This window comes from Streptomyces mangrovi (assembly GCF_900114215.1).
Lineage (GTDB): Bacteria > Actinomycetota > Actinomycetes > Streptomycetales > Streptomycetaceae > Streptomyces > Streptomyces barkulensis.
In genome coordinates this window covers 133,929-159,918 of record NZ_FOSG01000015.1, presented here as the reverse complement: position 1 = coordinate 159,918, position 25,990 = coordinate 133,929, and the positions used below count along the sequence as shown (strand labels likewise).

27 protein-coding genes and 1 riboswitch are annotated in these 25,990 nt (G+C 72.8%); of the genes, 10 read left to right on the top strand and 17 right to left on the bottom strand.

Going from position 1 to position 25,990, the window contains the following annotated elements:
* Positions 1 to 635 (top strand): GMC oxidoreductase (locus BM237_RS20530; protein ID WP_139238139.1); only part of this gene is annotated, 635 nt, incomplete at its 5' end.
* 396 nt (positions 636 to 1,031) lie between these two features.
* Here BM237_RS20530 and BM237_RS20525 read toward each other — a convergent pair.
* Positions 1,032 to 1,346, bottom strand: coding sequence for a chorismate mutase (locus BM237_RS20525; RefSeq protein ID WP_093851174.1), 315 nt, complete (start codon positions 1,344 to 1,346; stop codon positions 1,032 to 1,034).
* A gap of 321 nt (positions 1,347 to 1,667) precedes the next feature.
* Between BM237_RS20525 and guaA the strand changes: the two genes are divergently transcribed.
* The 4 genes from guaA to BM237_RS20505 all read left to right on the top strand — a co-directional run bounded on the left by guaA (position 1,668) and on the right by BM237_RS20505 (position 5,384).
* A complete protein-coding gene (guaA, locus tag BM237_RS20520) occupies positions 1,668 to 3,257 on the top strand; it encodes a glutamine-hydrolyzing GMP synthase (RefSeq protein WP_093851173.1) in 1,590 nt (529 codons plus the stop codon).
* 133 nt (positions 3,258 to 3,390) lie between these two features.
* A complete protein-coding gene (locus BM237_RS20515) occupies positions 3,391 to 3,981 on the top strand; it encodes a Uma2 family endonuclease (RefSeq protein ID WP_093851172.1) in 591 nt (196 codons plus the stop codon).
* A gap of 123 nt (positions 3,982 to 4,104) precedes the next feature.
* Positions 4,105 to 4,713, top strand: coding sequence for a Uma2 family endonuclease (locus BM237_RS20510; RefSeq protein WP_093851171.1), 609 nt, complete (start codon positions 4,105 to 4,107; stop codon positions 4,711 to 4,713).
* Between the two features lie 107 nt (positions 4,714 to 4,820).
* Positions 4,821 to 5,384, top strand: a complete 564-nt coding sequence (locus BM237_RS20505) for a dihydrofolate reductase family protein (RefSeq protein ID WP_093851170.1) — start codon at positions 4,821 to 4,823, stop codon at positions 5,382 to 5,384.
* A gap of 187 nt (positions 5,385 to 5,571) precedes the next feature.
* Here the strand turns inward: BM237_RS20505 and BM237_RS20500 are convergent, their stop codons facing one another.
* Complete coding sequence (locus tag BM237_RS20500; protein ID WP_093851169.1) at positions 5,572 to 5,772, bottom strand: DUF397 domain-containing protein; 201 nt, start codon at positions 5,770 to 5,772, stop codon at positions 5,572 to 5,574.
* A 2-nt stretch (positions 5,773 to 5,774) separates the two neighbouring features.
* Positions 5,775 to 6,656, bottom strand: a complete 882-nt coding sequence (locus BM237_RS20495) for a helix-turn-helix domain-containing protein (protein ID WP_093851168.1) — start codon at positions 6,654 to 6,656, stop codon at positions 5,775 to 5,777.
* Between the two features lie 235 nt (positions 6,657 to 6,891).
* Between BM237_RS20495 and BM237_RS20490 the strand changes: the two genes are divergently transcribed.
* Positions 6,892 to 7,290 (top strand): ATP-binding protein, encoded by a 399-nt coding sequence (locus BM237_RS20490; RefSeq protein ID WP_342746250.1) that lies wholly within the window; start codon positions 6,892 to 6,894, stop codon positions 7,288 to 7,290.
* 36 nt (positions 7,291 to 7,326) lie between these two features.
* On the opposite strand, the gene BM237_RS20485 is transcribed toward BM237_RS20490, so the two are convergent.
* The 6 genes from BM237_RS20485 to BM237_RS20460 form a co-directional block, all read right to left on the bottom strand.
* Complete coding sequence (locus BM237_RS20485) at positions 7,327 to 7,707, bottom strand: PIN domain-containing protein (RefSeq protein WP_093851167.1); 381 nt, start codon at positions 7,705 to 7,707, stop codon at positions 7,327 to 7,329.
* A 4-nt stretch (positions 7,708 to 7,711) separates the two neighbouring features.
* Positions 7,712 to 8,011 (bottom strand): ribbon-helix-helix protein, CopG family, encoded by a 300-nt coding sequence (locus BM237_RS20480; RefSeq protein ID WP_093851166.1) that lies wholly within the window; start codon positions 8,009 to 8,011, stop codon positions 7,712 to 7,714.
* A gap of 100 nt (positions 8,012 to 8,111) precedes the next feature.
* Positions 8,112 to 8,828, bottom strand: a complete 717-nt coding sequence (locus tag BM237_RS20475; protein WP_093851165.1) for an RloB family protein — start codon at positions 8,826 to 8,828, stop codon at positions 8,112 to 8,114.
* On the bottom strand, positions 8,828 to 10,090 hold the full coding sequence (locus tag BM237_RS20470; RefSeq protein WP_093851164.1) for an AAA family ATPase: 1,263 nt from the start codon (positions 10,088 to 10,090) through the stop codon (positions 8,828 to 8,830). The genes BM237_RS20475 and BM237_RS20470 overlap by 1 nt, the downstream gene beginning before the upstream one ends.
* Positions 10,091 to 10,157: 67 nt before the next feature.
* Positions 10,158 to 10,856, bottom strand: a complete 699-nt coding sequence (locus BM237_RS20465) for a LuxR C-terminal-related transcriptional regulator (protein ID WP_093851163.1) — start codon at positions 10,854 to 10,856, stop codon at positions 10,158 to 10,160.
* A 10-nt stretch (positions 10,857 to 10,866) separates the two neighbouring features.
* Positions 10,867 to 12,156, bottom strand: a complete 1,290-nt coding sequence (locus BM237_RS20460) for an ATP-binding protein (RefSeq protein ID WP_093851162.1) — start codon at positions 12,154 to 12,156, stop codon at positions 10,867 to 10,869.
* A 95-nt stretch (positions 12,157 to 12,251) separates the two neighbouring features.
* On the opposite strand from BM237_RS20460, the gene BM237_RS20455 reads away from it, so the two are divergent.
* Positions 12,252 to 13,844: a PspC domain-containing protein gene (locus BM237_RS20455; protein WP_245793822.1), complete on the top strand. Its 1,593-nt coding sequence runs from the start codon at positions 12,252 to 12,254 to the stop codon at positions 13,842 to 13,844.
* On the opposite strand, the gene BM237_RS20450 is transcribed toward BM237_RS20455, so the two are convergent.
* The 4 genes from BM237_RS20450 to BM237_RS20435 all read right to left on the bottom strand — a co-directional run bounded on the left by BM237_RS20450 (position 13,769) and on the right by BM237_RS20435 (position 16,991).
* A complete protein-coding gene (locus BM237_RS20450) occupies positions 13,769 to 14,497 on the bottom strand; it encodes a hypothetical protein (protein ID WP_093851160.1) in 729 nt (242 codons plus the stop codon). The two genes, BM237_RS20455 and BM237_RS20450, sit on opposite strands and share 76 nt — an antisense overlap.
* Positions 14,498 to 14,553: 56 nt before the next feature.
* Positions 14,554 to 15,855, bottom strand: coding sequence for a hypothetical protein (locus tag BM237_RS20445; RefSeq protein WP_093851190.1), 1,302 nt, complete (start codon positions 15,853 to 15,855; stop codon positions 14,554 to 14,556).
* 333 nt (positions 15,856 to 16,188) lie between these two features.
* A complete protein-coding gene (locus BM237_RS20440) occupies positions 16,189 to 16,746 on the bottom strand; it encodes a hypothetical protein (protein ID WP_093851159.1) in 558 nt (185 codons plus the stop codon).
* Positions 16,743 to 16,991, bottom strand: a complete 249-nt coding sequence (locus BM237_RS20435; protein WP_093851158.1) for a helix-turn-helix transcriptional regulator — start codon at positions 16,989 to 16,991, stop codon at positions 16,743 to 16,745. The genes BM237_RS20440 and BM237_RS20435 overlap by 4 nt, the downstream gene beginning before the upstream one ends.
* A 136-nt stretch (positions 16,992 to 17,127) precedes the next feature.
* Here BM237_RS20435 and BM237_RS20430 point away from each other — a divergent pair, with 136 nt between their 5' ends.
* Positions 17,128 to 17,481 carry a hypothetical protein gene (locus BM237_RS20430; protein ID WP_093851157.1) on the top strand — a complete coding sequence of 118 codons (354 nt, stop codon included), beginning with the start codon at positions 17,128 to 17,130 and terminating at the stop codon, positions 17,479 to 17,481.
* Between the two features lie 90 nt (positions 17,482 to 17,571).
* Here the strand turns inward: BM237_RS20430 and BM237_RS20425 are convergent, their stop codons facing one another.
* Positions 17,572 to 18,762 (bottom strand): C40 family peptidase, encoded by a 1,191-nt coding sequence (locus BM237_RS20425; protein WP_093851156.1) that lies wholly within the window; start codon positions 18,760 to 18,762, stop codon positions 17,572 to 17,574.
* Positions 18,763 to 18,772: 10 nt separating this feature from the next.
* Positions 18,773 to 18,914: riboswitch (cyclic di-AMP (ydaO/yuaA leader) on the bottom strand.
* A 166-nt stretch (positions 18,915 to 19,080) separates the two neighbouring features.
* Positions 19,081 to 19,683, bottom strand: coding sequence for a DUF1707 SHOCT-like domain-containing protein (locus tag BM237_RS20420; protein ID WP_245793820.1), 603 nt, complete (start codon positions 19,681 to 19,683; stop codon positions 19,081 to 19,083).
* A 59-nt stretch (positions 19,684 to 19,742) separates the two neighbouring features.
* On the opposite strand from BM237_RS20420, the gene pcrA reads away from it, so the two are divergent.
* Complete coding sequence (gene pcrA / locus BM237_RS20415; RefSeq protein ID WP_093851154.1) at positions 19,743 to 22,304, top strand: DNA helicase PcrA; 2,562 nt, start codon at positions 19,743 to 19,745, stop codon at positions 22,302 to 22,304.
* An 89-nt stretch (positions 22,305 to 22,393) separates the two neighbouring features.
* Here pcrA and BM237_RS20410 read toward each other — a convergent pair whose 3' ends face one another.
* Together BM237_RS20410 and BM237_RS20405 are read right to left on the bottom strand one after the other, a co-directional pair.
* A complete protein-coding gene (locus BM237_RS20410; RefSeq protein ID WP_425443719.1) occupies positions 22,394 to 23,986 on the bottom strand; it encodes a M23 family metallopeptidase in 1,593 nt (530 codons plus the stop codon).
* A 335-nt stretch (positions 23,987 to 24,321) separates the two neighbouring features.
* Positions 24,322 to 25,260 (bottom strand): alpha/beta hydrolase, encoded by a 939-nt coding sequence (locus tag BM237_RS20405; RefSeq protein WP_093851188.1) that lies wholly within the window; start codon positions 25,258 to 25,260, stop codon positions 24,322 to 24,324.
* Positions 25,261 to 25,565: 305 nt separating this feature from the next.
* Between BM237_RS20405 and icmB the strand changes: the two genes are divergently transcribed.
* Positions 25,566 to 25,976, top strand: a complete 411-nt coding sequence (icmB, locus tag BM237_RS20400) for a coenzyme B12-dependent isobutyryl CoA mutase small subunit (protein WP_093851153.1) — start codon at positions 25,566 to 25,568, stop codon at positions 25,974 to 25,976.
* Positions 25,977 to 25,990 lie beyond the last annotated feature (14 nt).

Sequence of the window (25,990 nt, the reverse complement as noted above, 5' to 3'; positions counted from 1 at the left end):
ACCGGTGGTCGGAGCGGACGATCATCGGCCTGGTGATGCAGTCCCTGGACAACTCCCTGACCACCTACCTCAAGCCCAGGGGGCCGGGCAAGGGCCTGCTGACGGCGAAGCAGGGCCACGGCGCGCCCAACCCCGACCACATCCCCGAGGGCGCCGAGGCGGTCCGGCTGGTGGCGGAGGAGATCGGCGGCTTCCCGGGCACGAACGTCGGCGAGCTGATGGGCAGCCCGCTGACCGCGCACTTCCTGGGCGGCTGCCCGATCGGCGCCTCGCCTGACGAGGGCGTCATCGACCCCTACCACCGGCTCTACGGACACCCGGGCATCTCGGTCGTGGACGGCGCGGCCGTCTCCGCCAACCTCGGCGTCAACCCGTCGCTGACCATCACCGCCCAGGCCGAGCGGGCGATGTCCCTGTGGCCCAACAAGGGCGAGACCGACCCCCGCCCCGAGCAGGGCACCGGCTACGTACGCGTGCCCGTGGTGCCGCCCCGGGCCCCGGCGGTGCCCGAGGAGGCGTTCGCGGCGCTGAGGCTGCCGGTGGTGCTGCCGGTCCCGGCCGTTCCGCCGAAGCGGACGGCGCCGGAGGCGGAGACGGCGGACGCGGCGGAGTCCGCCGGGGCCGCCGAGGCCTGAGCGGACGCGCGGGAGGGGGGAGCGGCCCGGCCGCTCCCCCCTCCTGGCGCGTATGGCGCGCCCGCACGCTCACGCCGTCACAGCGTCCAACCGCGGAGCGGTCGGCCCCCGGCATCCCGGGGACCGACCGCTCGGGTCGTGACCGGACCGCTGTCCCCTGCCGTCCGGCCACTGCACCGGAGCGAGGTCCCACGACGCCCGGTCCTCACCTCCCGGGGGAGGACGGCGTCTCATCGCTCCGATGCGCTCCCCACGCCTCCGGGCGCCCGGCCGGCTCTGGGGTCGTCAGGTCCAACGACCGTGCCCCGCCGCGGTAATGCGCCGTACGGGTGGTCGTTCTCCGGTGAGGCGCGGAGCGGTCGCGGGGACGTCCGGCGGGGCACGGGCCCGGCGGGCTCAGACGCGCCCGCGGCACAGCTCCAGCAGGGTCATGGCCAAGGAGGTGCCCGGCCTGCCCAGCCGCTCGCGGTAGCGGGTGAGGATCTCCATCTCGCGCGAGAGGTTCACCCGGCGCCCGCCCGCGCCGATCCGGGCCCGCTGGATGCGGGCGGAGACCTCCATGCGCTCTTGCACCAGATCGATGATCCGGCGGTCCAGCTCGTCGATCCGCTCGCGGTCCCGCGCGATCCGCTCGTCGGCTCCGGGGGCGGCAGCGGCTGCGGATGCGGTACCGGCTTCGGTGGGGGCAGGGGTGGGGGTGGTGGTGGCCATGGCCGTACGTCCCTTCCGGGGTCGTCGCGCCCAGTGCCGGTCGCGCCCGGGGACACGGCAGGCGCCCCGGGCCTTGACCGGCCCGGGGCGCCTGGGGAAGTCGCTCGTCAGTCGTTCACGCAGCGTGCGGCATCCCGTGGCAGCCGGCCGGGCCGGTGCCATAGGTAAACCAGAAGGTCCGCGCGAACATGCGGTCCAGTATGCACCCGGAGGCGGAGCGGGGCGTGCGGAGGGTCGGACGGTGAGACGGCTGATCGGGTGCACACCCCCGGTAGACTGGGCTTTCCCAGCCCAGATCCACGCCGAAAGGCAGCCAGCCCCGTGGCATCAGAGCCCACCGCGCCCGACGCTCCGGACACCGTCCTCGTCGTCGACTTCGGCGCGCAGTACGCCCAGCTCATCGCCCGCCGTGTCCGCGAGGCCCGGGTCTACAGCGAGGTCGTCCCCTCCACCACGCCGGTGGCGGAGATGCTCGCCAGGAACCCGAAGGCGATCATCCTCTCCGGCGGTCCATCGTCCGTGTACGCCGAGGACGCGCCCGGCATCGACCGTGCGCTGTTCGAGGCCGGGGTGCCCGTCTTCGGCATGTGCTACGGCTTCCAGCTGATGGCCCAGACGCTGGGCGGCACCGTCGACAACACCGGACGCCGCGAGTACGGCGGCACGGCCCTGGCCGTGACCCGTCCCGGCTCCACCCTCTTCGAGGGCACCCCCGCCGAGCAGTCGGTGTGGATGTCGCACGGCGACGCCTGCTCGGCCGCCCCCGAGGGCTTCACCGTCACCGCCTCCACCGACGGCGTCCCCGTGGCGGCCTTCGAGGACGACGAGCGCAGGCTGTACGGCGTGCAGTACCACCCCGAGGTGATGCACTCCACGCACGGCCAGCAGGTGCTGGAGCACTTCCTCTACCGGGGCGCCGGCCTGAAGCCGACCTGGACGGCCGCAGGCGTCGTCGAGGAGCAGGTCGCGGCCATCCGCGCCCAGGTCGGCACCAAGCGCGCGATCTGCGGCCTGTCCGGCGGCGTGGACTCCGCTGTGGCCGCAGCCCTGGTCAACAAGGCCATCGGCGAGCGTCTGACCTGCGTGTACGTGGACCACGGGCTGATGCGCAAGGGCGAGTCCGAGCAGGTCGAGAAGGACTTCGTGGCCGCCACCGGTGTCCAGCTCAAGGTGGTGGACGCCGAGAAGCGCTTCCTGGACGCGCTGGCCGGCGTATCCGACCCCGAGGAGAAGCGCAAGATCATCGGCCGGGAGTTCATCCGCGTCTTCGAGCAGGCCGCGAGCGAGATCGTCGCCGAGGCCGGCTCCGGCGAGGAGGCCGTGGAGTTCCTGGTGCAGGGCACCCTCTACCCGGACGTGGTGGAGTCCGGCGGCGGCACCGGCACCGCCAACATCAAGTCCCACCACAACGTCGGCGGACTGCCCGAGGACCTCCAGTTCCAGCTCGTGGAGCCGCTGCGCAAGCTGTTCAAGGACGAGGTCCGGATGGTCGGACAGGAGCTGGGCCTGCCCGAGGAGATCGTCCACCGCCAGCCGTTCCCCGGCCCCGGTCTGGGCATCCGCATCGTCGGCGAGGTCACCAGGGAGCGCCTGGACCTGCTGCGCGAGGCCGACGCCATCGCCCGCGAGGAGCTGACGGCGGCCGGGCTGGACCGCGACATCTGGCAGTGCCCGGTGGTGCTGCTCGCCGATGTCCGCTCCGTCGGCGTCCAGGGCGACGGCCGCACCTACGGACATCCGGTCGTGCTGCGCCCGGTCTCCTCGGAGGACGCGATGACGGCCGACTGGACGCGCCTGCCGTACGAGACGCTGGCCCGTATCTCGACCCGCATCACCAACGAGGTCGCCGAGGTCAACCGCGTGGTGCTGGACGTCACCAGCAAGCCGCCGGGGACCATCGAGTGGGAGTGACGCCCTCCGCGCCCTCCTGAACGTCCCTGAACGTCAACGCCCGCGCCGCCGCTCACCCTTTCGAGCGGCGGCGCGGGCGTTTGCGGGTCGATACGCTGGGGTGAGGCCGAGAATCCCGCCCATGGGAGGAACCATGACCGCCGAGCCGCTGCCCACCTCTTCGTGGCCCGTGCCGCCGCCGGACGGCTACACAGCGGATGATCTCGACCGCATCCCGGACCTCCCGCCCCACACGGAGTTGATCGACGGGAGCCTGGTCTTCGTGAGCCCGCAGAAGTACTTCCACTCGATGGCGGTGGACCTGCTCGTGATGAACCTGCGGCAGCAGGTTCCGGAGGAGCTGCGGGCCTGCCGCGAGATGAGCGTCGTACTGAACGGACGGAACCGGCCGGAGCCGGACGTCATGATCCTCCGGGCGGAGGCGGTCACCGAGGAGGCCGAGGAGACCGGCTTCCGGGCCGAGGACGTCGTACTCGCCGCGGAGGTCGTCTCGCCGGACTCGGAGGAGCGGGACCGCAAGCGCAAGCCGCAGCTCTACGCGGAGGCGGGCATCCCGCACTTCTGGCGGATCGAGAAGGGGACGGGACGCCGCCCGGTCGTCTACGTCTTCGAGCTGGAGCCCGCGACGCGCGGCTATGTGCCCACCGGCATCCACCACGACCGGCTGAAGCTCACCGTCCCCTTCGACATCGACATCGACCTCACCGCGATCGACCGGCTGTAGAACTCCGGCCTTCCTGTGGGGGCCGCCCGAACCCCGTCAACTCCGGTGCTACTACTAACCCCTTCGAGCGGCGGGGCGGGGGTTTGCGGCAAGTCGTACCGGAGGGGTGATCACCATGGCGGCATGGACGATGTGGCGACCGCAAACGGAGTCGACGACGAGCCGTTCCCCGAGTGGCTGCGGCCCCCGTACCGGGGCTTCACCGTCGACGACCTCTTCCGCCTGACCGACCTCCCGTCCCACACCCAGCTCGTCGACGGCGCGCTGGTCTTCCGCGCCCGGCAGAGCGCGTACCACTCGCTGGCCAACTCCCTGCTGGTGGAGGGCCTGCGCCGCACCTGCCCGGCGCATCTGCGGGTGCGTCGGGAGATGGTCGTGGTGCTCGGTCCCGGGCAGGCGCCCGAGCCGGACGTGTGCGTGATCCGCGCCGAGGCCGTGCGCGGGCTGGAGGCCAACCGCTACGACGCCCGGGACGTCGTGCTGGCCGTGGAGACCGTCGCACCCGACTCGGCGATCCGCGACCGCGAACGCAAACCCCAGCTCTACGCGCGGGCGGGCATCCCGCACTTCTGGCTGGTGGAGGAGGGCACGGGCCGCCGCCCGGTGGTCCACGTCCACCGGCTCGATCCGGGGGCGGGGGCGTACGCCCTCACCGGCGTCCACGAGGGGAGGCTGACGCTCTCCGAGCCGTTCGGCATCGACATCGACCTCACCGCGATCGACCGGATGTAGCCGGCGTGCGGCCTGCCCGCGAGCCGCTCCGGGGCCGCTGTCAGTGGCCGCGGTTAGCTTCTCCCCTGACACGGAATCAGCCCGAGCGGGTCCGAAGGGAAGCGGTCATGCGCAGGTTCAAGCTCCAGGTCCAGGTCAGCGTCGACGGCTACATGGCCGGGCCGAACGGCGAGATGGACTGGATGACGTTCCCCTGGACCGACGACATCGGCGCCCACATCGACGCGCTCACCGAGCCGGTCGACCACATCGTGCTGGGCCGCCGCCTCGCCGAGGGGTTCATTCCGACCTGGGCGGCCGGGCCCGAGGGCGAGACCGAGGAGTCCATCGCCTGGATGAACGACACGCCCAAGACCGTGATCTCCGACTCCCTGGCCGAGTCGCCCTGGGAGAACGTCGCGGTCGCCGGCGGTGATCTCACCGAGGCCGTCAACCGGCTGAAGGAGCAGCCGGGCGGGGACATCATCACCTACGGGGGCGCCACCCTCGTGCGGAACCTGATCGCCCGGGACCTGCTCGACGAACTCCACCTGTTCGTCAACCCCGTCGCGCTCGGCACCGGGATGCCCGTCTTCCCCGACACCGGCTCCCACCACCGGCTGAACCTCGTCGCCGCCCGGCCGTTCGAATGCGGGATCACGGCGCTGCACTACGAGCCGAAGCGGTCCTGATCGGCGCGGGCGCCCACCACACGCCGCGCGGGACGGGGGTCCGCGCGGCGCACCCGCTCAGCCCTTCCGTCGGCGGCACCGGGAGCCGGAGGACCGTCCGGTGCGGTGCCATCCGCCCGGACCGCCGCTCGTGCCCCTACCTCGCGTCGCCGGTGCTGTCACACCGCCCTGTGAGGGGGCGACGGGGTTACGCGGCTCGCCCGTCTCCGCCGCGCAGTGTGGAGAGGAACGCGGACCAGGCGGCGGGGGACAGGCGTATGCAGGGGCCGCCGGGCTCCTTGGAGTCGCGTACGGCCACGGTGGCTGTGACGTTGTCGGCCACCTCGACGCACTGCGAATCCGGCTGGCCACCGCTGTGACCGGACTTGCGGAACACGAACTGAGACACCGCTACATCTCCTTACGGACGCTGTCGATCAGCTTGCTGGAGTCGCGTTGCGCCAAGCTCAACCGGGCGATGCGGTCGAAGACGGCGCTGTGATGCTGGGCGTCGGCTTCGCTCTCCAACCACAGCTTGACGGCGAGCGTATCGGTGCGCACTACGTCCAGCGCTCCGGCCTCCGAGAAGGACAGTACGGTGAAGGCGCTGGTCATACCAGGGTGGGCACCCACTCGGTAGGGCAGCACCTGGACGCGGACGTGAGGGAGCTCCGCCATCTCCAGCAGGCGACTGAGCTGGGCACGCATGACGCCGCGCCCGCCCACCAGTTGGTGCAGGACGGCCTCATGCATGATCGCCCAGAGCTGCAGGGGACGCTTCCCCGTGAGTCGGTCCTGCCGCTTCATGCGTGCTTCCACGAAGGGTTCGACCTCTTCGATGTCGGCCCAGTCATGGTTGCCGACAGCCAGAGCGCGGGCGTAGTCCGGCGTCTGCAACAGCCCTGGCACGAAGGACAGCTCCCAGGCGCGGACCTGGTCGGCCATCTCCTCCAGCGCGAAGTACTCGGCCATGGCTTCGAGCTGTGGGTACTGGTCCCACCAGCCCTTCGCCTTGCGGCGGTCCCGGTCGGCCTTGGCCAGCTTGAGGAGCCGGTCGATAACGGCTTCGTCGTTCACGCCGTAGAGATGACATAGCGCACGGACGTCGGGGTCCCGCATCGGCACCAAACCGCGCTCCAACTTGGCGACCTTCGCTACCGAGCTGGTGAGGGCCTCTGCCGCGTGCGGCTGCCGGAGTCCGCATGCCTCGCGCATGCGCAGCAGCTCACCACCGAGCCTCCGGCCCAGCACCGTGGAGACGGTAGCCCCACGGTTTGCACGTCTGTCCGTCATGTCTGCCTTCCTACAGGGCGGTTGAGCGCACGCACAACCGAGGCACCTGCAAGCCGAAGTCAATCACGAGAAATATTTCTGCGCATCAGACTTGATGCGCGCAATGGTTGAGCGATGCCTTCAGTGCGTAGCCGGTCACTCTCCGGATCTGACCTCCGCCGTTCGAGGCGGCGTTCTCCCTCATGAAGGCGTGATCACCATGGCCGTGTCTCGTTCCCATGCCTCCGCTGCGGTATTGCGCGAAGACAAGCTCGACTACACCCCGTTCCCCAGCAGTGTGAGTCTGGCCCGGCGCCGGACGGCGCGGCTGGTGGGCGAGTGGGGGTACCCCGGCGCAGCCGGGGACGCATCGCTGATCGTCAGCGAACTGGCCGGCAACGCACTGCTGCACGGCCGCGTGCTGGGGCGGCTGTTCAGGGTGCACCTGATGCTGACGGCGTCGGTGCTGCGCATCGAGGTCAGCGACGCACGCGGGGAGCAGTGCCCCGAGCCCAGGAGTCCGGCCGACGACGAGCAGTTCGGTCGGGGCCTGCTGATCGTGGATGCCCTCGCCGCGTGCTGGGGCACCAGCCCACGCACGGTCGGCAAGACGGTCTGGGCCGAGATCGGTCTGGGGCAGACGCGGAGTGATTGACGGCGGGGCGCGAACCGGCGCACTTCCGCCGGGGTATCAGCGGGGCACGGCAAGGAGTGGAACGCCGAACCCCTTGTACTCCTCCGGCTCCGTGGTCGCGATCTCCCAGCCCGTGGTGATGCCGGTGGCGACCGCGTGGAGCACGGGCCATCCCTGCTCGGGAAAGAGCGTCGCGGCGATACGGCCCATCACATCGGCGGAGAGCCTGTCGACACTCGAGACCTCCACCGCGGGAAGCTGCGCGAAGTGTGCGGAGATCCCCGGGCGCTGCCGTGTGGCCTCCGCCAGGCAGAGCGCGGGCACGCTGACGCTGTAGAGCGGGTCCTCGTGCGCTGCCACGATGAACCCCGAAAGCCGGCGGTTGCCGCCTCCGGCGGCGAGTAGCGCATGGTGGTCGAAGACGATGCCCTCGTTCACGCGTTCACGCCGCGGACGCTCCGGAGCCGCGCCGGGCGGCCGTCCTGGCCTTGCTCGCCGCCAGCATGCCGCGGGCCTCGACGAGTTCCTCCTCGGTCAGCTCCTGCCCGCCGAGGAAGTTCTCCTCGATGTAGGCACGGGCGCGTTCCGCCTGCTGCCGGCGCTCCAGCCGATGCCGCAGGGTTTCGTTGACCACGGAGGAGATGGAGGAGGCCTCGCCCTGGTGGATGAGGCGTTGAAGCCCTTCGAGGACGTCTGAGTCGAGAGTGACGGAGATCGGCTTCTTGGGCTTCTTCTCAGGCATGATGCGATTTTATCGCATACCCATGCTGGCCAATCGTGTGAACGGGTGGGCCTCTCACACCAGGCGGCGGGCGGTGGATTTCGCGGATGTACGCAGGTGCTCAGTAGCGGGCGATGCCGAGACCGTTCTCGACCAGTTCCCACACGTTGCTGTACGGGTCCCACCGGGTCTGGTCGGTGGTGGTGTGCTGTTCGTTCAGCTTCTTCGCGAAGTCCCGGGCCTTCTCGTAGCGGCCCTTGATCTGGCCGGGCATGACGTGCTTGGAGCGGTCCACGTCCACGCTCCGCACGTTCGCCCCATAGGTCTGGGCGAAGCCCTGGCAGCCGCGCAGCCGGGCGCCCGCGTCGTTGCAGACCCCGCCCATGGAAGTGGTGTGGTTGCGGTAGTGCAGCAGCCGCCACAGTTCGAAGCAGGGGTGGGAGTAGGCGACGTGCACCCCGGCCTTCCTCGCCCGGGAGAAGGCGGTGGGGATCTGCGGGTGGTCGTCGCGGTCGAAGACGCACCAAACCTGCGGCCAGGCCCAGTCCTTGGGCTTCAGACCGGCTCGCTTGGCCTTGCGCTCCTCCTCGCGGAGCCTGTCGACGGCCTTGTCCACCAGCGTGATCGGCTTGCGGTCCTTGGTCGCCGCGTTGGTCGTGCAGATGTGGTGAGTGGTCCGGCGGGCCGGATCGGCCGGTGCGCCGTGCTCCATGACGAGGTCGAGGTACTCCTCCTCGGTCACCTCGCCCTCGGCGTAGATGTAGACCGCGCGTTTGCGGCTCCGCTCGTCCCGCCGCGACCGCCGGCGCGTGTCGTCCTTCCCCCTGGTCCTCGCCATCAGGCTCGCTCTGCCTCCATCGCCTCGGCCATCAGCAGTCTGCGGCCCACCTGGCCCTCCGACAGGCGCGGAACGCCGCCGAAGACCCCCGCCAGATAGGACGTCATCAGGTCCTCCGTCTCCGCCGGTTTCAGGTCGGAGAGGGGGAAGACCTCGGTCGCCCCGCGTTCGTCCTTCTCCGTCAGCCAGACCTGGCCCGGCTCCAGCAATCGCCCGCCGCCGGGCTCCCGCAGGAGGGAGGGGGCGTGCGAGGTGAAAATCAACTGGGCGTTGCGGCGGTTGACCTGGGGGCGCTGGAAGAGGCGGACGACCTCGGCGGCCACCTGGGGGTGCAGGCTGGAGTCCAGCTCGTCCACCATCAGCACCGCGCCCTCGTCGAGCGCCAGCAGTATCGGACCGAGCAGCGCGAACCAGGAGCGGGTGCCGAAGGACTCCTTCTCCCAGTCGACGGCGACCGAGTCGTCGCCCTCCGCTCCCCGGACCGCGTGCCGCAGGCGGATCCTCGGAGCCTCGCCGGGGCGCCGCTCCACCTCGGCGCCGGTGATGCCCAGGTCCGCCACCCGCAGCAGCTCCTCGATGCGGTGCCGCACCTGCGGGTCCAGCAGCCGCTGGGCGGTGTACGCCTCGCGCTGCGGGCGCTCGGTCTCCGGGGTGACGTCCCACAGGTTGTCCTGGAACCAGCGGTGTATCCGGGTCAGCTGGGGGTGGTTGTCGGCAGCGGCGCGGGAGAGCAGCAGGGCGTTGGGGCGGGTGGTACGGGCCAGCCGCGCCCGGTCCTGGAGGCGCTCGGCGGGGAAGTCGAACTCCTTCTCCCGGCCGGCCTCCCGGTCGAACCAGACCTGGCGGCGGCCCTTGGGGTAGGCGTGCAGCCACTCGCTCTCCACCCGGGTGTCCCCGAGTTCGAAGCCATAGGTCCAGCGGACCCCGTCCGCCAGGACGAAGTCGACCTCCCAGAAGGAACTCTCGGCGGCGGCCTCGCGGTCCAGGGCGAACGCCTCCCGGGGCAGCCTGCGGTAGGACGTCCACTCGCCGTAGGAGGTCAGGACGGCCTCGCGCATCAGCCGCAGGGCCGCGATCACGTTGGACTTGCCGGAGGCGTTCGGGCCGAAGACCCCCAGCACGGGGTAGAGCTCCAGGCTCCTGCCGTCGGACAGCGGCAGCGTGCGGGCGGCGGCGCCGTCCCCCTCGGCGGGGACGGCGAAGGACAGCTCCTGCTCGTCGCGCAGTGACCGCACGTTGGCCACGCGGAACCTCAGCAGCATGCGTCCTCCTCGTCTCGCGCACAGGGTAACCGGGCGGTACCCGGCCGTACCCGCCGGAGAGGGAAACTCACACCAGGCGGCGGGCGGTGGCCCAGCGGGTGAGCTCGTGGCGGTTGGAGAGCTGGAGCTTGCGCAGCACCGCCGAGACATGGCTCTCGACGGTCTTGACCGAGATGAACAGCTGCTTGGCGATCTCCTTGTAGGCGTAGCCGCGCGCGATCAGGCGCAGCACCTCGCGCTCGCGCTGGGTGAGGCGGTCCAGGTCCTCGTCCACCGGCGGGGCGTCGGTGGAGGCGAAGGCGTCCAGGACGAAGCCCGCCAGGCGCGGGGAGAACACCGCGTCGCCCTCGGCGACCCGGAAGACGGCCCGGACCAGGTCCGCGCCGGTGATCGTCTTGGTGACGTAGCCGCGGGCGCCGCCGCGGATGACGCCGATGACGTCCTCGGCCGCGTCCGAGACCGACAGGGCCAGGAAGCGCACCGGGCGCTCGGGGTCGGCCATCAGCGTCGCGCTGCGGCGCAGCACCTCCACCCCGCCGCCGCCGGGCAGATGGACGTCGAGCAGGACGACGTCGGGGCGGGTCGCGGTGATGACGGTGACGGCCTGATCCACGTCGGCGGCCTCGCCGACGACCTCGACCCCGGTCTCGGCGGTGTCCCCGATCTCCGCCTGGACGCCCGTGCGGAACATCCGGTGGTCGTCCACCAGGACCACCCGGGCCCGGCGCTGCTCCTGAGGCCGCTCCCGGTGCTGCTCCTCGTTCATGCTTCCGCCCTCACGTGTCTGCCCTCTCCATCTCCAGCTCCACCACCGTGCCGCCCTCGGGAGCGGAACGCAGCACCGCCGTACCGCCGTTGCGCCGCATCCGGCCGATGATCGACTCCCGTACGCCCATCCGGTCCGGCGGCACCGAGTCCAGATCGAACCCGGGGCCGTGGTCGCGCACGGAGACGAAGACCGTACGTCCCTCGACTTCGGCGAAGACCTGCACCGGGCCGCCCTCGCCACCGTACTTGGCGGCGTTGACCATCGCCTCCCTGGCGGCCTGGAGCTGTGCGCCCAGCCCCTGGTCCAGCGGGCAGTCGCCGACGCAGACCACCTCCACCGGCACCCCGTGGTGGTCCTCCACCTCGGCGGCCGCCGCCCGCACCGCGTCGGCCAGGGTGTCCGGCTCCTCCTCCTCGTCCCTGCCCGTGCCGCTCGGCCTGTAGAGCCAGGCCCGCAGCTCGCGCTCCTGGGCGCGGGCCAGGCGGGCCACCTCGCGGGGGTTGTCCGCGTTGCGCTGGATCAGGGTGAGGGTGTGCAGGACGGAGTCGTGGACGTGGGCGGCCACCTCGGCCCGCTCCTGCGCCCGGATGCGCATCAGCCGCTCCTGGGACAGGTCCTGCGTGAGGCGGACCAGGTACGGGCCGGCCAGCAGCGCCGTGCCGACCAGCAGCGCCAGCGACGCCTGGAGCACCGTGCCCAGATGCGGTCCCAGGCCCCGGGTGACGGCGAAGCCGGTGATGCCCACACCGACCAGGAGGGCGCCCGCGGCGCTGCGGGCGATGGGCAGCAGCCGCCTGCGGCGGCTGACCTCCGCCCAGTGGGCCCGCCGGGAGTTGTCCGCCTGCCGCCAGACGACGGCCACGCCGATCCCGGCCAGCAGCAGCGGCCAGAGGTAGGCGTTCGCCTCGCCGAACTGGAGGTTGGAGCCCAGCGAGGCCAGCGCCACGACCAGCACCAGGACCGCCAGGAGCTGGCCCTTGTCGGGCCTGCGGACCTGCCGCGGCCCGTCCGCCTTCCTCGGCGCGGCCCCGACGCCGCCCGCGCCCAGCGGCACGAAGAACCAGAAGGCGGCGTACAGCAGGGCGCCCAGCCCGTTGGTCATGAACAGCACGAGGAAGACGATCCGCACCCAGGAGACCGGCACGCCCAGATGCCCGGCCAGCCCGCGTGCGACACCGCCGAGCAGCCGCCCCTCGGAGCTGCGGTAGAGCCTGCGCAGCGGCGGGGACTCGGCGGCGGGCGGCGGAGCGGTGGTGGTCACGCCACGATCGTCACACGGACGGGTGGCGCGGGGCATCAGGGTCGGTCCCTGATCCGGCCCGGAGAACTCAGGGTCGCCTCCGGGACGCCCCCTGATGCCCCGAGGGCGGGCGGCACGCCACCATGGTCCCCATGACAGACGCCCAGCCGCCCTCCGGCGAGCCCCGGCCGGACGCGCCGGAAGCCCCGGAAACTCCCCAGGCCCCGGACGCCGGGGCGCGGCTCACCCGCAGTCGCCGGCACAAGGTCGTCGCCGGGGTGTGCGGCGGCCTGGGCCGCCACTACGACCTCGACCCGGTGATCTTCCGTGTGACGCTGGCCGTGCTGTCGGTCGTCGGCGGTATCGGCCTGCTCTTCTACGGCTTCGCCTGGCTGCTCGTCCCGCTGGAGGGCGAGGAGGAGAACGAGGGGCGGCGGCTGCTGACGGGCCGGGTGGAGGGCACCACGCTGGGCGCGGTGCTGTGCGCGCTCGTCGGCAGCGGGCTGCTGCTGAACTCGCTGGGCAGCGGCGACGGCGGGACGCAGACGTTCTCCGTGCTGCTGGCCGGGGCCGTCGCCGGGGCGGCCTACTGGTCCCGGCACCGGCGCCGCACCGCGGCCGCGGAGGAGCAGGGCAGCCCGGCGGACCCGATGACGGCGCACGCCGTCGCCGACGCGCCCCCCGAGGCCCAGGCCCCGCCCGCGCCGGCCGGGCCGTCGTGGTGGCGCGAGCCGCTGACGAAGGACGGGCCGTCGCAGACACAGGCGGACACCGGTTACCTGTGGGGGCCGGAGGACGAGCCGTCCGTCGGCCTGTACGCGGGGGCGTCCCCGTACGCGAGCGCGCCTTTGTACGGGAAGGAGGCGCCTGGCGGGGACGGGTCCGGCCCCGGGCGGTCCGGTAAGCCGCGCCGGCGCAGGTCCATCGGCGGTCCGCTCCTCCTGCTGGCCCTGGCCGCGGCGGTGATCGGCGCCGCCGCCGTCTGGCACACGCAGCCGCTGGGCGTCGCGCTGTCCGTCGGCCTCGGCTCGGCGCTGGGCGTCTTCGTCCTGGGCGCGCTGGTCACCGTCTTCTACGGACGGATCGGCGGGGGGACGTTCTTCGCGATCATGTGCACCGGCCTGCTGCTGGCGGGTTCGATGCTGCTGCCGAAGGACATCACCACCGACTGGGCCGAGAGGGCGTGGAGCCCGGCGAGCGCGGCCGCGGTCCAGGAGCGGTACGAACTGGGCACCGGCTCGGCCCTGCTCGACCTCTCGGGGGCGAGTCCGGGCGAGGGCCGGACGCTGAGCACGGTGCTCGACCTGGGCGCGGGCGAGGCGCGGATCACCGTCCCCCACGACGTCGAGGTGAAGCTGACCGTCGACGTGGGTGTCGGCGGATACCGGCTCGCCGGGCTGCCCGGGGACGGCGGCTGGGGGACCGCGCAGGGAGGCGGCATCGGGATCGCCGAGCGGCGCACAATGCCCCCGGCCGAGGACGGCGCGCCGGGGGGCACGCTGCGGCTGACCGTCCGCGTCGGCGTGGGCGAGGCCGTGATCGTGCAGCACCTGCCGGACGAGGCGGCCGGGGAGGGGGGCGGCTCAGGGAAGCCGGAGAAGGACCCCGGGAAGGAGCCGGCGGGGACCGCGAGCGGTGAGGCGGTGTGCGTCCGGCCGCCGGGTGGCCGTCAGCCGGACGAGTCGGGGAAGGAGCCCCGGACCGTGTGCCCGCCGCCGTCCGTCGCCGAGGCGGTCGCGGTGTAGCCGTCGCCCGCCGTCTCCCGCGCACCGGCCGCGTGGTCGTACCGGGCCGCGAAGACGTGCCGCCCGGCGGGAACGGTCCGGCCCTCCTTCAGCGTCCAGCGGTAGACCAGTGCGCCGCCGGTCTCGCGCACGGTGACGGTGAAGTCGTCCTCGGGCAGGGTCCGCCGGCTCCCGGTGTGCCGTACACCGCCGGTCCGGGCGATCCGCACCTCCAGCACGAGCGAGGCGAGGGGCTCGCGGGTGGTGAGTGTGACGTTGCTCTGCGCCCGGTAGGCGTTGCGGTGGGGGGCGACGGTGCCCTCGGAGCGCAGCGGCCCGCTGCTCGGCGCGTCCGGGGCCCGGCCGGCGGGGGAGAACCGTGCGGCATCCGGGCCGGGCGCCGCCGGGAGCGGGCCGGCGGCCACCTCCCGTGCCGGACCGTCCTCGCGCACCGGGGAGGTGAGGACGTGGGCGCCGGCGAGGAGCGCCGCGGTCGAGGCCAGGGCGACGAGGGCGGCGCGGGGCCACGGCACGCCGCGCGCCCGGACGCGGGAGCGGCCGGGGCCGCCGTCCGGCCCGGCGGAGACGGCCCGGCTCACCCGCGCGTACATGCGCGCCCGGTCCGGCCGGTAGGAGCCGGCCTCTTCCCGCAGCAGCTCGTGCAGGGGATCCATCGTCTCAGCGCTCTCTTCCCACCGGCCTTCCGGCGGTCCGGCCTCCGGGCGGTCCGTCAGTCCAGGACGTCGATGGAGTAGCGGTTGGTCTCCACACCCGCCGCGGTGATCACCTGCACCTCCACCCGGCCGGGCTCGACGTCCACCGGCACGGGGACGGTCAGCACGGTGTCGGCCGGGTTGGCGAAGCCCCCGGTCACCGGGACCAGGGGGACGTGGACGTGGACGGCGCCGATGCGCACCGTCGTCCGGGCCAGCCGGTCCGGCGCCTCCGCGCCGGGCGGCACGAAACCCGAGCCGCGGATCTCGATGTCGTCGCCGGTGCGGATCGGCGAGTCCAGGTCGCCCACCTCGCGGGAGCGGACGACGGACAGGATGACGGGCCGGCCGCCCTCGGAGTACTTCCCGGCCAGGTACGTCAGCGCCGAGATCGCCACCAGCAGCGCCAGCCCCCAGGGCAGATCCGGCAGTTCGCCGGGCCGGCGGGCCAGCCGTACCGCCGCGAGGACCGCCGCCGCCGAGCACACCGCCACGTACTGCACATCCGTGAAGGAGCCGCGCCCGCCGTCGTCGGTGAGCAGGTCGGCGGCGCGCGGCCGGTCGGCGCGCACCTTCTGCAGGCGCTGCGCCCGCACCCGCAGCGCGACGGTCCGGTGCACGGTGACGGCGACCGCGCAGCACAGGGCGAGGACGGTCAGCAGCCCGGCGCCGCGCCCCGGATCCAGACCGGCGAGCAGCCGGGCGGGCGCGTCCGCGCCGGGGGCGAGGGCCAGTCCGACGGCGACGACCAGCACGGAGTACGAGGCCAGCAGCACCCAGACGGCGGCGACCGTGCGCGAGGTGGACAGCCGCCCGTCCTCGCCGGTCACCGGCGCCAGCACCCCGCCGCGCGCCCGGTGCAGCAGCGCGGCGGCGGTCAGCACGGCCGCGCAGACCAGCGCGGCGGCCAGTGAGGCGGTGCGCCCGGTCGTCCAGCCCGAGCCGAGCACCGCCGTGACGGCCTGGCCGGCCAGCAGCAGTGCGACCGCGCCCCAGACGGCGGCGGCGGTGCGCCGCCACAGCCGGCCCAGCCGGAAAGCGGACTCGGCGCGGGTGTGTTCGGCGACGGTGCGGGTCGCCTGGGTCAGTTCGTCGGAGACCCACTGGCGGGACGCGCCGGGCGAGTGAGCGAGGGCGGCGGGCACTCCGATGCCGGCCGCGAGTTCGTCGCGCCGCCGCCGGAACTCGGCCAGTGCGCGGCGGCGGCCCTCCCGCACCCCGTGCGGGCAGTCCGCGCAGGCGCAGCCGCCGTGCCCGGCCGGCGGAGCGCCGCCCGCCGCGCCGGACGGCCTCGCCGTCCCCTTCGGGGGCGGGCTCACCGTACCGCCGCCCCGCGCCGTGTCCACGGTCACTGTCGACCCACCTCTCCCCGGCTCTCCCCGAGCCGCCGACTCTCCGGCAACGGGAGGGAATTGTGCCCTACGGGGAAGGGGGTCGGGGCGGTGTTCCCGGCTGTCCCCGGCTGTCCCCGGCTGTTCCGCGGTCCGTTCCCGGCCCGCCCCGGCTCTTCCCGGCCTTGTCTCCCGGGCGCGGAGGCCGGTTCGCGGTGGCGGCGGGGAGGGGGTGCGCCTCCGGGAGCGCCGCGCGTCCACCACCCGGACGAGTGAGCCGCCCCGGCGGGCGGTGTGCCTTCCGAGGGTGAGGCAGTGCTTTCAGCCCTCCCCGGCCGACCGCTCGGCCGGTTCGTCGGCCGGTTCGTCGGCCGGTTCGTCGAGTGCGGACAGCGCGGCCGCCCACAGCGGCAGCAGCCAGTGTGCGACCAGCAGGACGAGCACGGTCCCGGCCAGGGTCCGGACGGAGATCGCCTCCTCGCCGCCGAAGGCCAGGAGCAGCCACAGCAGCGCGGCCAGGTGCAGGGCGAGGGAGGTCCGGTGGGCCAGGACGAAGGCCCGCCCGCGCTCGGCGTGCTGGCGCTCGTCCAGCACCCGGGCGCGCAGCTCCAGCAGGCCATGGGTGGCGAGGTTGAGCGCCCCGGTGACGAAGCACCACGCCGCCGTCAGCAGGAGGAGGGCGGCGAGCGCGCCCCACCGGGGCCCCGCGTCCGCCGACGGGGCCGTCACCGGCACCAGGACGGCGAGCGCGGCGGCGGTCAGGGTGATGTGCGCGGCGACGAGGCCGCGTCGGCGCGCACGGGTGGCGTGGAGGCGCCGGTGGCGCGGGTCGTTCATCAGCCGCAGCATGCGCCGGTCGTGGCGCGTGATGGTCTTCATACCGGTTTCCTCCCGTAGACCTCGTCGGTGAGCGGGCGGAAGGGCTCCAGGGAGAACAGCGCCTCGACGGGCAGCTCGAAGAAGGCGGCGATCCGCAGAGCCAGGTCGAGGCTCGGGTTGTAGTCGCCGCGTTCGATGTAGCCGATGGTCTGGTAATGGGCGCCGACCGCTTCCGCCAGGTGCCGGCGGGAGACCTTCCGCTCCGCCCGCACCATGGCCAGCCTGTTGTGCACCTGCTCGCTCATGTATAAGAAGTACTACATCTGTGAGTGCTCGGGCAACAGCGAGCCGGGAGACACGCGGATGCTGTGGGGCCGGGCGGGGACCGAAGCCCGCCCTGGCCGACGGGGGAGCGGGGACCCCCGGATACGCTCGCGTGCCATGGAGGCACTCACACACTTCTTCGTCGGCCTGCACATCGTCGGCATCGGCGCCCTGCTCGGCGGCTTCATGACCCAGATGAAGGCCATGGGGGCCGGCGAGGCACGTATCGTCCCGGCGATGCTGCACGGAGCCCTCACCATGCTGGTGACGGGCATCGCCCTGGTCGGCCTGAACGAGGCGGACGGCCGGACCGTCGACCACATAAAGATCGGTGTGAAGCTCACCCTGCTGGTGGTGATCCTCGCCCTGGTCTACGTCAAGCGGGACGAGGAGCGGCTGCCCGCGCCGGTGTTCGGCACCATCGGCCTGCTCACCGTCGCCAACATCTTCATCGCCGTCATGTGGGTGTAGCCGGCCACACGTACCGCGGCCACACGTACCGCGGGCGGAGGGCGGCGGTGCCTCGCACCGCCGCCCTCCGTTCGTCCCGGGCCGTTCGCCTCAGGCCGGCCGGACCGCGCTGTGGAAGGGCATGTAGTCGACGGACTCGTACCGCACCTCGGCCCCCGGCTTCGGCGCGTGGATCATCTGGCCGCCGCCCGCGTAGACGCCGACGTGGCTGATGTCGTCGTAGAAGAAGACCAGGTCGCCCGGCCGCATGTCGGCCTTGGCGATCCGGGTGCCCGCCTCCACCTGGTCGTAGGTGGTGCGCGGCAGTGAGACGCCGGCGCTGAGCCAGGCGGCCTGGGTCAGGCCCGAGCAGTCGTAGGAGTTGGGGCCGGTGGCGCCCCAGACGTACGGCTTGCCGAGCTGGGCCTCGGCGAAGGCGAGCACCTTGTCGGCCTTCGCGGCGTACGAGTCGTCCCCGGTGCCGCCGCCGGCACCGGTGTCCGTGCCGCCGGTGTCCGTGCCCGTGCCGCTGTCCGCGGGCGCCTCGGCCTGCTCGCGCTCGGCGTCCGCGGCCTTTTGGCGGGCCTCCTCCTGCCTCTCCCGCTCGGCAGCGGCGGCGGCCGCCTTGCGGCGGGCCTCCTCCTGCCGCTTGCGCTCGGCGGCGGCCAGACGCGCCTTCTCCTCGGCGGTCAGCTCCGACAGCAGTTCGCGGGCCTGCGCCAGCTTGCCCTGGACGGTCTTCTTGCTGTCCGCCAGATCCTTCTGGGCGTCGGTGAGTTCGGCCAGGCTCGCCGAGGCCTCCGAGCGTTTCTTCCGGGCCGCGCGCTGCTCGTCCCGGTAGTCGTCGACGGCCTGGCGCTGGCGGTCGGTGATCCGGTCCATCAGGTGCTTCTGGCCGAAGAAGTCCTGCGGGTTGTCGGACAGGAGCAGCACCGCGGTGCCGGAGACCCCTCCGGTGCGGTACTGCGCGGTGGCGTAGCCGCCCAGCTTCCGGCGGGCGTCGTTGAGCTTGTCCGCGCGCTCGGCGGCCTCGTCGAGGAGCCGGTCGACCTTCTCGCGCTGCTCGTCCGTCTTCTCCTTGGCCGCGTTGTACTTCTGCGTCGCGCTGCCCGCCTCCCGGTACAGCGCGTCCACCCGCTCGCGGACCTCCTCGATCGAGGGCCGGTCGTCCTCGGGCGAGGCCTGGGCCGGGCCCTGGGACAGGAGGGTCGCGGAGGCGATGGCCGCGGTGGTGAATCCGACCGCTCCGCGCCGGGAGGCGGGGGACAGCAGGGGGGTACGCGGTCTGCGGTGCGACGCCAAGGCGAGCGCTCCTTCCGTGGAACACCGCCTACCGGGTTAGCTGACGGGTTCGGGCGTCGGAAGTTCGCCCTACGGGCCCGCGGGCCCGATTCACCCCGTGGGGAGTGGGTCCCCGGCCCCGGCCGCACGGCCGGGCTCGGCGGAGGCCGCCCGTGCCGACGCTGTCGCCGGCGAGGGGTCCGGGCCGCCTGACGCTGGACCGTAGAGCACCGGTGGGACTCCTGTGAAGACTGGTGTTCGGTATATCCCGAAACCGATTCGTTATCGGTCGGTTATCGTCCGTTTCGGGGGGCCGGGCCGCGGCGGGGACGGCGGCGCTCAGTCGCGGGAGCGTCGCCCGGGCCAGCGGTACGGGTGGCGCACGACGATCGTCCCCACCTTGGAGCCGCCGCTGATCCTCAGTACCGGCATGCCGGGCACGGGCGGTTCGGTGGCCCGGTTGCGTACGGAGCCCATCCCGGAGGTGACCCCCTCGGCCCGCACCGTCCAGCCGCGCGGCACGACGACCTTGATCTCGCCCATCCCCGCGTCCAGTTCCACGAAGACCTCGCGGTGGCGGCACTCCGCCCGCGTGAAGTCGAGCACGATCCGCCCCAGGGTGGTCTTGGCGGTGATCCGCTCCGGCACCACCCAGTGGCCGTCCTGCCGGACGTCCCCGGCGACCGTCCTGAGCGCCAGCGGCTCCCGGTCGCTCGGGGCCAGGCCCGCGGAGTCCTGGCCGGGCAGGTCCGCGACCAGGGCCTCCAGATCGCCGTAGGTCTTGGCGGCGAACGTCTTCTCCAGCCGCTCGTCCAGCTCCTCCAGGTCGATGCGGCCGTCGCCGGCGGCCTCGCGCAGCCGCTCGGCCACCGCCTCGCGGTCGGTGTGCCCGGCGCGCAGTTCCGAGCCGGGACGGGGACGGGGCGCGGGGACGTCGGTCATGCCCGCCATCTTAGGAGCGCCGTCCCGGCCGGCGGCACGGCGTCCTAGACTCGACGGCGATGAGCAGCCTCTTCGACGACAGCTTCCTGGCCGACCTCGAGCCCTCCGGGGACGAGGAGCCGCCGCCCCCGCCGGAGGAGGCGTCCGCGCCGCCGGAGGACGGCGTCCCCGACGACCTCTTCGCGGGCGCCTTCGGCACCGGCGGGGCGCGCGACGCCTACTACGGCAACGGCGCGGCCCGTCCCGTCGTCGATCCGGCCGCCCTGCTGGAGGGGCTCAACGACCAGCAGCGCGCGGCCGTGGTGCACACCGGCTCGCCCCTGCTGATCGTCGCGGGCGCCGGATCCGGCAAGACGCGGGTGCTCACCCACCGCATCGCGCACCTGCTGGGCGCGCGCGGCGTCCACCCCGGGGAGATCCTCGCGATCACCTTCACCAACAAGGCCGCGGGCGAGATGAAGGAGCGCGTGGCGGAGCTGGTCGGCCCGCGCGCGCAGTCGATGTGGGTCTCCACCTTCCACAGCGCGTGCGTGCGCATCCTGCGGCGCGAGAGCAAGAAGCTCGGCTTCACCTCCAGCTTCTCGATCTACGACGCCGCCGACTCCCGCCGTCTGATGGCGCTGGTCTGCCGCGACCTGGAGCTGGACCCCAAGCGCTTCCCGCCCAAGTCGTTCAGCGCCCAGGTGTCGAACCTGAAGAACGAGCTGGTCGACGAGGAGGACTTCGCGGCCAGGGCGTCCGGGGGCACCTCCCGGGCCGAAGGCTCCGGGGGAGGCTTCGAGAAGACGCTGGCCGAGGCGTACACGATGTACCAGGCGCGGCTGCGCGAGGCCAACGCCCTGGACTTCGACGACATCATCATGACGACCGTCCACCTGCTCCAGGCGTTCCCCGAGGTCGCCGAGCACTACCGCCGCCGCTTCCGCCATGTGCTGGTCGACGAGTACCAGGACACCAACCACGCCCAGTACACCCTGATCAGGGAGCTGGTGGGCGTGGACGGCGGCGCGGGGGAGGCGGCCGGCGCGGAAGGGGGCGCGGCCGGCGGCGGGCGCGCCGAGCTGTGCGTGGTCGGCGACGCCGACCAGTCGATCTACGCGTTCCGCGGCGCCACCATCCGCAACATCCTCCAGTTCGAGGAGGACTACCCGGACGCGACCACCATCCTGCTGGAGCAGAACTACCGCTCCACCCAGACCATCCTCTCGGCCGCCAACGCCGTCATCGAGCGGAACGAGAACCGCCGCCCGAAGAACCTGTGGACCGACGCCGGGGCGGGTTCGCGCATCACGGGCTATGTGGCCGACACCGAGCACGACGAGGCGCAGTTCGTCGCCGAGGAGATCGACCGGCTGACGGACGCGGGCGAGGCGAAGGCGGGCGACGTCGCCGTCTTCTACCGCACCAACGCCCAGTCCCGTGTCTTCGAGGAGGTCTTCATCCGGGTCGGCCTGCCGTACAAGGTCGTCGGCGGGGTGCGCTTCTACGAGCGCAAGGAGGTCCGCGACGTCCTGGCGTACCTGCGGGTACTGGCCAACCCCGAGGACGCGGTGCCGCTGCGCCGCATCCTCAACGTCCCCAAGCGCGGCATCGGCGACCGGGCCGAGGCGATGATCGAGGCGCTGGCGCTGCGCGAGCGGATCACCTTCCCGCAGGCGCTGCGCCGGGTCGACGAGGCGTACGGCATGGCGGCCCGCTCGGCCAACGCCGTCAAGCGCTTCAACGCGCTGATGGAGGACCTGCGGACGGTCGTGGAGTCCGGCGCCGGTCCGGCGACCGTGGTGGAGGCGGTGCTGGAGCGCACCGGATACCTGGCGGAGCTTCAGGCCTCCACCGATCCGCAGGACGAGACCCGGGTGGAGAACCTCCAGGAACTGGCCGCCGTGGCGCTGGAGTTCGAGCAGGAGCGCGGTGAGAATCCGGGCACGCTCGCGGAGTTCCTGGAACAGGTGGCCCTCGTCGCCGACTCCGACCAGATCCCGGACGAGGACACCGAGGGATCGGGCGTGGTGACGCTGATGACGCTGCACACCGCCAAGGGCCTGGAGTTCCCGGTCGTCTTCCTGACCGGGATGGAGGACGGCGTCTTCCCGCACATGCGGACCCTGGGCAAGACCAAGGAACTGGAGGAGGAGCGGCGGCTGGCGTACGTCGGCATCACGCGGGCGCGCGAGCGGCTCTACCTCACGCGTTCGGCGATGCGCAGCGCATGGGGGCAGCCCGCTTACAACCCGCCCTCCCGCTTCCTGGAGGAGATCCCGGAGCAGTATCTGGAGTGGAAGCGCACAGGACCGATGGCCGCGCCGGGCGCAGGGGCGAGGGGCGGCGCCGGGGGGCTGTCGTCGACGGCGTCCTCCCTCTCCTCGTCGCTGTCCGCCTCGTTCCCGTCGGGCCCGGCGGCGTCGCGGCGGCGCGGTCCGAGCGGCTTCGCCACCGGCCGGGCCAAGGACCGGCCCGTGGTCGCACTGGAGGTGGGGGACCGGGTGACGCACGACAGCTTCGGGCTGGGCAGGGTGGTGGCCGTGAAGGGCAGCGGGGACAACGCGGAGGCGACGATCGACTTCGGCGGCGACAAGCCGAAGCGGCTGCTGCTGCGGTACGCCCCGGTGGAGAAGCTCTGAGGGAGCCCTCAGGGAACTCCGGGGGATCTCCGGGCCCCGGTCGGCGGCGCTGACGGCGCGCCGGCCGGGGCGGTCGGGACCGGTCGGGATCAGGTGGGGTCGAGGCCCTTGGCGCGGAACCAGGGCAGCGGGTCGATGGCCGCGCCGCCGGCCGGCCGCACCTCGAAGTGCAGATGGGGGCCGGTGGAGTTCCCGGAGTTGCCGGAGTAGGCGATGGTGTCACCGGCCTTGACGTAGCCGGAGCGGATCCGGGTGCTGCTCAGATGGCAGTACCAGGTCTCGGTCCCGTCGGGCGCGGTCACTATCGCCATGTTCCCGTAGGCGCTGTTCCACTGGGTCCTGACCGTGCCGTCGGTGGCGGCCATGACCGGGGTGCCGTAGGCGACGGGGAAGTCCAGGCCCGTGTGCAGCGACATCCAGTTGATGCCGGCCTGCCCGTAGTAGGCGCTGAGCCCCTGCTGGACCACCGGGAGCGCGAACTTGGGGCGCATCGCCTCCTTGCGCGCCGCCTCGGCCGCCTTGCGTTTGCGCTCGGCCTCCTGGCGTTCCTTGAGGTCGATGCGCTCCTGGGTGCGGCTGGCGCGGTCGGCGAAGCCCTCGGCCTCGTCGGAGAGCCCGGCGAGCTGGGTGTCGAGCTTGCTGTTGGCCGCCTTGGACTTGACCGCGGAGGCGGCGTCGGGGGCGGCCTGCGCGGTGGTGTCCTCGGCCTCGTCGCCGACGTTGCTGACGGAGGCGGCGGCCACGGCGGTCACGCCCATGACGCAGACGGACGGCACGGCGACGGTGAGCAGCGCCGAGCGCTTCGGCCGCGCGGAGCGGCGGCGGCGCGAACCCGCCGGGCGTGCCGGACGTGCCGACGGCCCGGACCTCCGCGGATCCTCCTCGCGCTCCTCCGGCCCGGCCGGGCCGGAGAGGTCGAAGGGATCGGAGGCGCCGGGCCGCTCGCTGGAGTCGGCGGACTCGTCCGGTCCGTGGCCGGGTTCGGGTTCGGGCGCGGGGAAGGCGCCGGTCCCGTCCGTGTCGGCGGAGGAGTGGGCGTCGTACCCGGCGTATCCGGTGTACTCGCCGTATTCGGTGTGCCGGTCGTACTCGGTGTACTCGGTGTATTCGCCGTGTCGGCCGTAGTCGGTGTACTCGCCGTGGGCCTGTCCGTCGCCGGCCTCGGGCTCCACCGCGGGGTAGGACCCGGAGTCGTCCCAGGAGCCGGCCGGGTGGTTGTCGTACACGGCGTGCTGTCCGGCGTCCCCGGTCCAGGAGGCTTCGGAGGAGACCGCCGGGCCGGTGTGGACGCCGGTGCCGTAGCCGGTCTCCGCCCAGCCGTGGCCGCCGCCGTCCGGGGACTCGGCGGGCTGCGCCGGGGCTTGCGTCCAGGAGCCGGCCGGGTGGTTGTCGTACACGGCGTGCTGTCCGGTGTCCCCGGTCCAGCCGTCGCCCGAGGGGAACCGCTGGTCGGCGGAGGCCTGGGAGGTGTCGCCCGGCATCGCGCCGAAGAGGGGGTCGCCGTCGCCGTACGCGGCGCCGAGGGCGTCGGAGGTGCCGGTGACGTAGCCGTACGGGGTGTCCTGCGAGCCCTGGTAGCCGTATGCGGACTGGCCGTACGGGGAGCCGTGAGGGCCGTACGAGGAGTCGGCGGGGGGATCGGCGGGGGTCGAGACTCCCGACAGGTGACGGTCGTTCACCACCAACTTCTCTTTCGCCTCGACGACAGGGGCGGAGCAGTGCGGCGACTGTACCCGGCGGTATGCGACGGCGACAATCTTCGGCAGGTTTCGGGCGGCCGGGAAACGGGCATTCGGTCGCCTTTCGGTGGACTACGGATCAGTACTTGGCCGCGTGTTCGAAATCAGTTCGAATAAATTGGGCGCCGGAAGGAGTCGGAAGACGCCGAATCGGTGCCGGAGGCCCGGGAATTCACGCGCGGGGACACGGAGATACGGGTATGCGGGAAAACCGGCGGGGCGTTCCGGGAAGCGGCGGCTGAGAGGGATGGCGGGGCGGTCCGGCCGAGGCCGGTCGGTCAGGCGGCCCCGGCGGATCCCCGTTCCGCACGCGCCGCCCGTTCCCTGCGGTGCGGCGCCCCCGCGGCCAGTTCCCGCCGTACTCCGGCGGCGACCTCCCAGTGCGCGGGAAGTGTCAGATGTCCCAGGCCGCTCACGCGCACGTTGCGGGAATTCAGGTCGGGGTGGTCGATCCGGGCGGTCTCCACGGGGACCATGAGCTGGTCCAGATCGCTCCAGAAGGCCACGAAGCGGGTGCGGCAGCCCGGCGCGGGACCGGTCAGCTCCTCGATCACGTCGGACTCCGGCCGCAGCTGGCGCACGATCGGGTGGGCCGACATCAGCGGCGCCACCCGGGTGCCGGAGTGCGGGGTGCCGAGGGTCACCAGGGTGCGGACGCGGGTGTCGCCGCCCATCCGCTGGGCGTAGTGGCGGGCGATCAGGCCGCCCAGACTGTGTCCGACCACGTCGATGCGGCGGCGGCCGGTGCTCTCGCAGACCTCCTCGACGTACTCCGCCAGACGCTCCGCGGCGCAGCGGACGTCGCAGGTGAGAGGGGAGTAGTTGAAGGCGCGGATGTCGCGCCAGCCGTTGCGCACCAGTGAGCGGCGCAGCAGGGTGAACACCGAGCGATTGTCGATGAAGCCGTGCAGCAGCAGGACGGGAGGGCAATTCTCCCCTTCACGGCTTCCCGTGTCGCCGGAGCACCCCTTCTCCCGCCTCCCCCCGGGCGGGGACCCCGGGCGCACCCGCTCGTCCTCATCGCCCGCGCCCGCCGGCGGAGCCGGTACGCACCGCTCCTGTGCCATGCCCGCGGGGTAGAGCAGGGTGCGGCTCGCCAGGGAGGCGGCCTCCAGTGCGGCGGCCCGCAGCTCACGCGGGGCGAAGGGGATCAGGGACAGCGGCAGGGCACCGAGGAACGAGCCGGACGGGATGGGCAGCGCCCTGGTGACCCTCATGCCGTCGACCTCCTCCCGGTGGCACGCGCCGGGCATATGTGGTCGTATGCCCTCTGAACGGGGGACTGATGCAGGATGGAAGCGAATCGGGGGAGGGCGGGACGGCGGACCGCCCGGGGACTCACCGCGGGTCCCCTCGGGGAGACCGGCCGTGACGGTCGGTGTCCCGTGTGATTTCCCCCTCCCTCCTTACCGCGGAACCGCCCGGTGGGGGATGCTGGCGATAACGTTCGTTCACCGGGTAACCGCCCACCGGTAGATGGTCGGGCGGGCCGGCCGGGCCGCAGTCGTTATGGGAGGCAGTGATGGGTGTGTCGGGTCCGATCCGCGTGGTGGTCGCCAAGCCGGGTCTCGACGGCCACGACCGCGGAGCCAAGGTGATCGCACGGGCGCTGCGCGATGCCGGTATGGAGGTCATCTACACCGGCCTGCACCAGACGCCCGAGCAGATCGTGGACACCGCGATCCAGGAGGACGCCGACGCGATCGGCCTGTCCATCCTCTCCGGTGCCCACAACACGCTCTTCGCCAAAGTTCTGGAGTTGCTGCGGGAGCGCGACGCGGCGGACATCAAGGTCTTCGGCGGGGGCATCATCCCCGAGGACGACATCCCCCCGCTCAAGGAGCAGGGGGTGGCCGCGATCTTCACCCCCGGTGCGCCCACCGGTGAGGTGGTGGAGTGGGTGCGCTCCCACGTACGTTCCGTGGCGGCCTGACCTCGATCCGGTCC

What these genes read in the sequence shown, in the direction of transcription:
- BM237_RS20525 (WP_093851174.1), bottom strand. Translation starts at nt 1,346, where the DNA reads ATGGCCACCACCACCCCCACCCCTGCCCCCACCGAAGCCGGTACCGCA.
- BM237_RS20515 (WP_093851172.1), top strand. Translation starts at nt 3,391, where the DNA reads ATGACCGCCGAGCCGCTGCCCACCTCTTCGTGGCCCGTGCCGCCGCCG.
- BM237_RS20510 (WP_093851171.1), top strand. Translation starts at nt 4,105, where the DNA reads ATGGACGATGTGGCGACCGCAAACGGAGTCGACGACGAGCCGTTCCCC.
- BM237_RS20505 (WP_093851170.1), top strand. Translation starts at nt 4,821, where the DNA reads ATGCGCAGGTTCAAGCTCCAGGTCCAGGTCAGCGTCGACGGCTACATG.
- BM237_RS20495 (WP_093851168.1), bottom strand. Translation starts at nt 6,656, where the DNA reads ATGACGGACAGACGTGCAAACCGTGGGGCTACCGTCTCCACGGTGCTG.
- BM237_RS20480 (WP_093851166.1), bottom strand. Translation starts at nt 8,011, where the DNA reads ATGCCTGAGAAGAAGCCCAAGAAGCCGATCTCCGTCACTCTCGACTCA.
- BM237_RS20475 (WP_093851165.1), bottom strand. Translation starts at nt 8,828, where the DNA reads ATGGCGAGGACCAGGGGGAAGGACGACACGCGCCGGCGGTCGCGGCGG.
- BM237_RS20470 (WP_093851164.1), bottom strand. Translation starts at nt 10,090, where the DNA reads ATGCTGCTGAGGTTCCGCGTGGCCAACGTGCGGTCACTGCGCGACGAG.
- BM237_RS20465 (WP_093851163.1), bottom strand. Translation starts at nt 10,856, where the DNA reads ATGAACGAGGAGCAGCACCGGGAGCGGCCTCAGGAGCAGCGCCGGGCC.
- BM237_RS20460 (WP_093851162.1), bottom strand. Translation starts at nt 12,156, where the DNA reads ATGCCCCGCGCCACCCGTCCGTGTGACGATCGTGGCGTGACCACCACC.
- BM237_RS20455 (WP_245793822.1), top strand. Translation starts at nt 12,252, where the DNA reads ATGACAGACGCCCAGCCGCCCTCCGGCGAGCCCCGGCCGGACGCGCCG.
- BM237_RS20450 (WP_093851160.1), bottom strand. Translation starts at nt 14,497, where the DNA reads ATGGATCCCCTGCACGAGCTGCTGCGGGAAGAGGCCGGCTCCTACCGG.
- BM237_RS20440 (WP_093851159.1), bottom strand. Translation starts at nt 16,746, where the DNA reads ATGAAGACCATCACGCGCCACGACCGGCGCATGCTGCGGCTGATGAAC.
- BM237_RS20435 (WP_093851158.1), bottom strand. Translation starts at nt 16,991, where the DNA reads ATGAGCGAGCAGGTGCACAACAGGCTGGCCATGGTGCGGGCGGAGCGG.
- BM237_RS20430 (WP_093851157.1), top strand. Translation starts at nt 17,128, where the DNA reads ATGGAGGCACTCACACACTTCTTCGTCGGCCTGCACATCGTCGGCATC.
- BM237_RS20420 (WP_245793820.1), bottom strand. Translation starts at nt 19,683, where the DNA reads ATGACCGACGTCCCCGCGCCCCGTCCCCGTCCCGGCTCGGAACTGCGC.
- pcrA (WP_093851154.1), top strand. Translation starts at nt 19,743, where the DNA reads ATGAGCAGCCTCTTCGACGACAGCTTCCTGGCCGACCTCGAGCCCTCC.
- BM237_RS20405 (WP_093851188.1), bottom strand. Translation starts at nt 25,260, where the DNA reads ATGAGGGTCACCAGGGCGCTGCCCATCCCGTCCGGCTCGTTCCTCGGT.
- icmB (WP_093851153.1), top strand. Translation starts at nt 25,566, where the DNA reads ATGGGTGTGTCGGGTCCGATCCGCGTGGTGGTCGCCAAGCCGGGTCTC.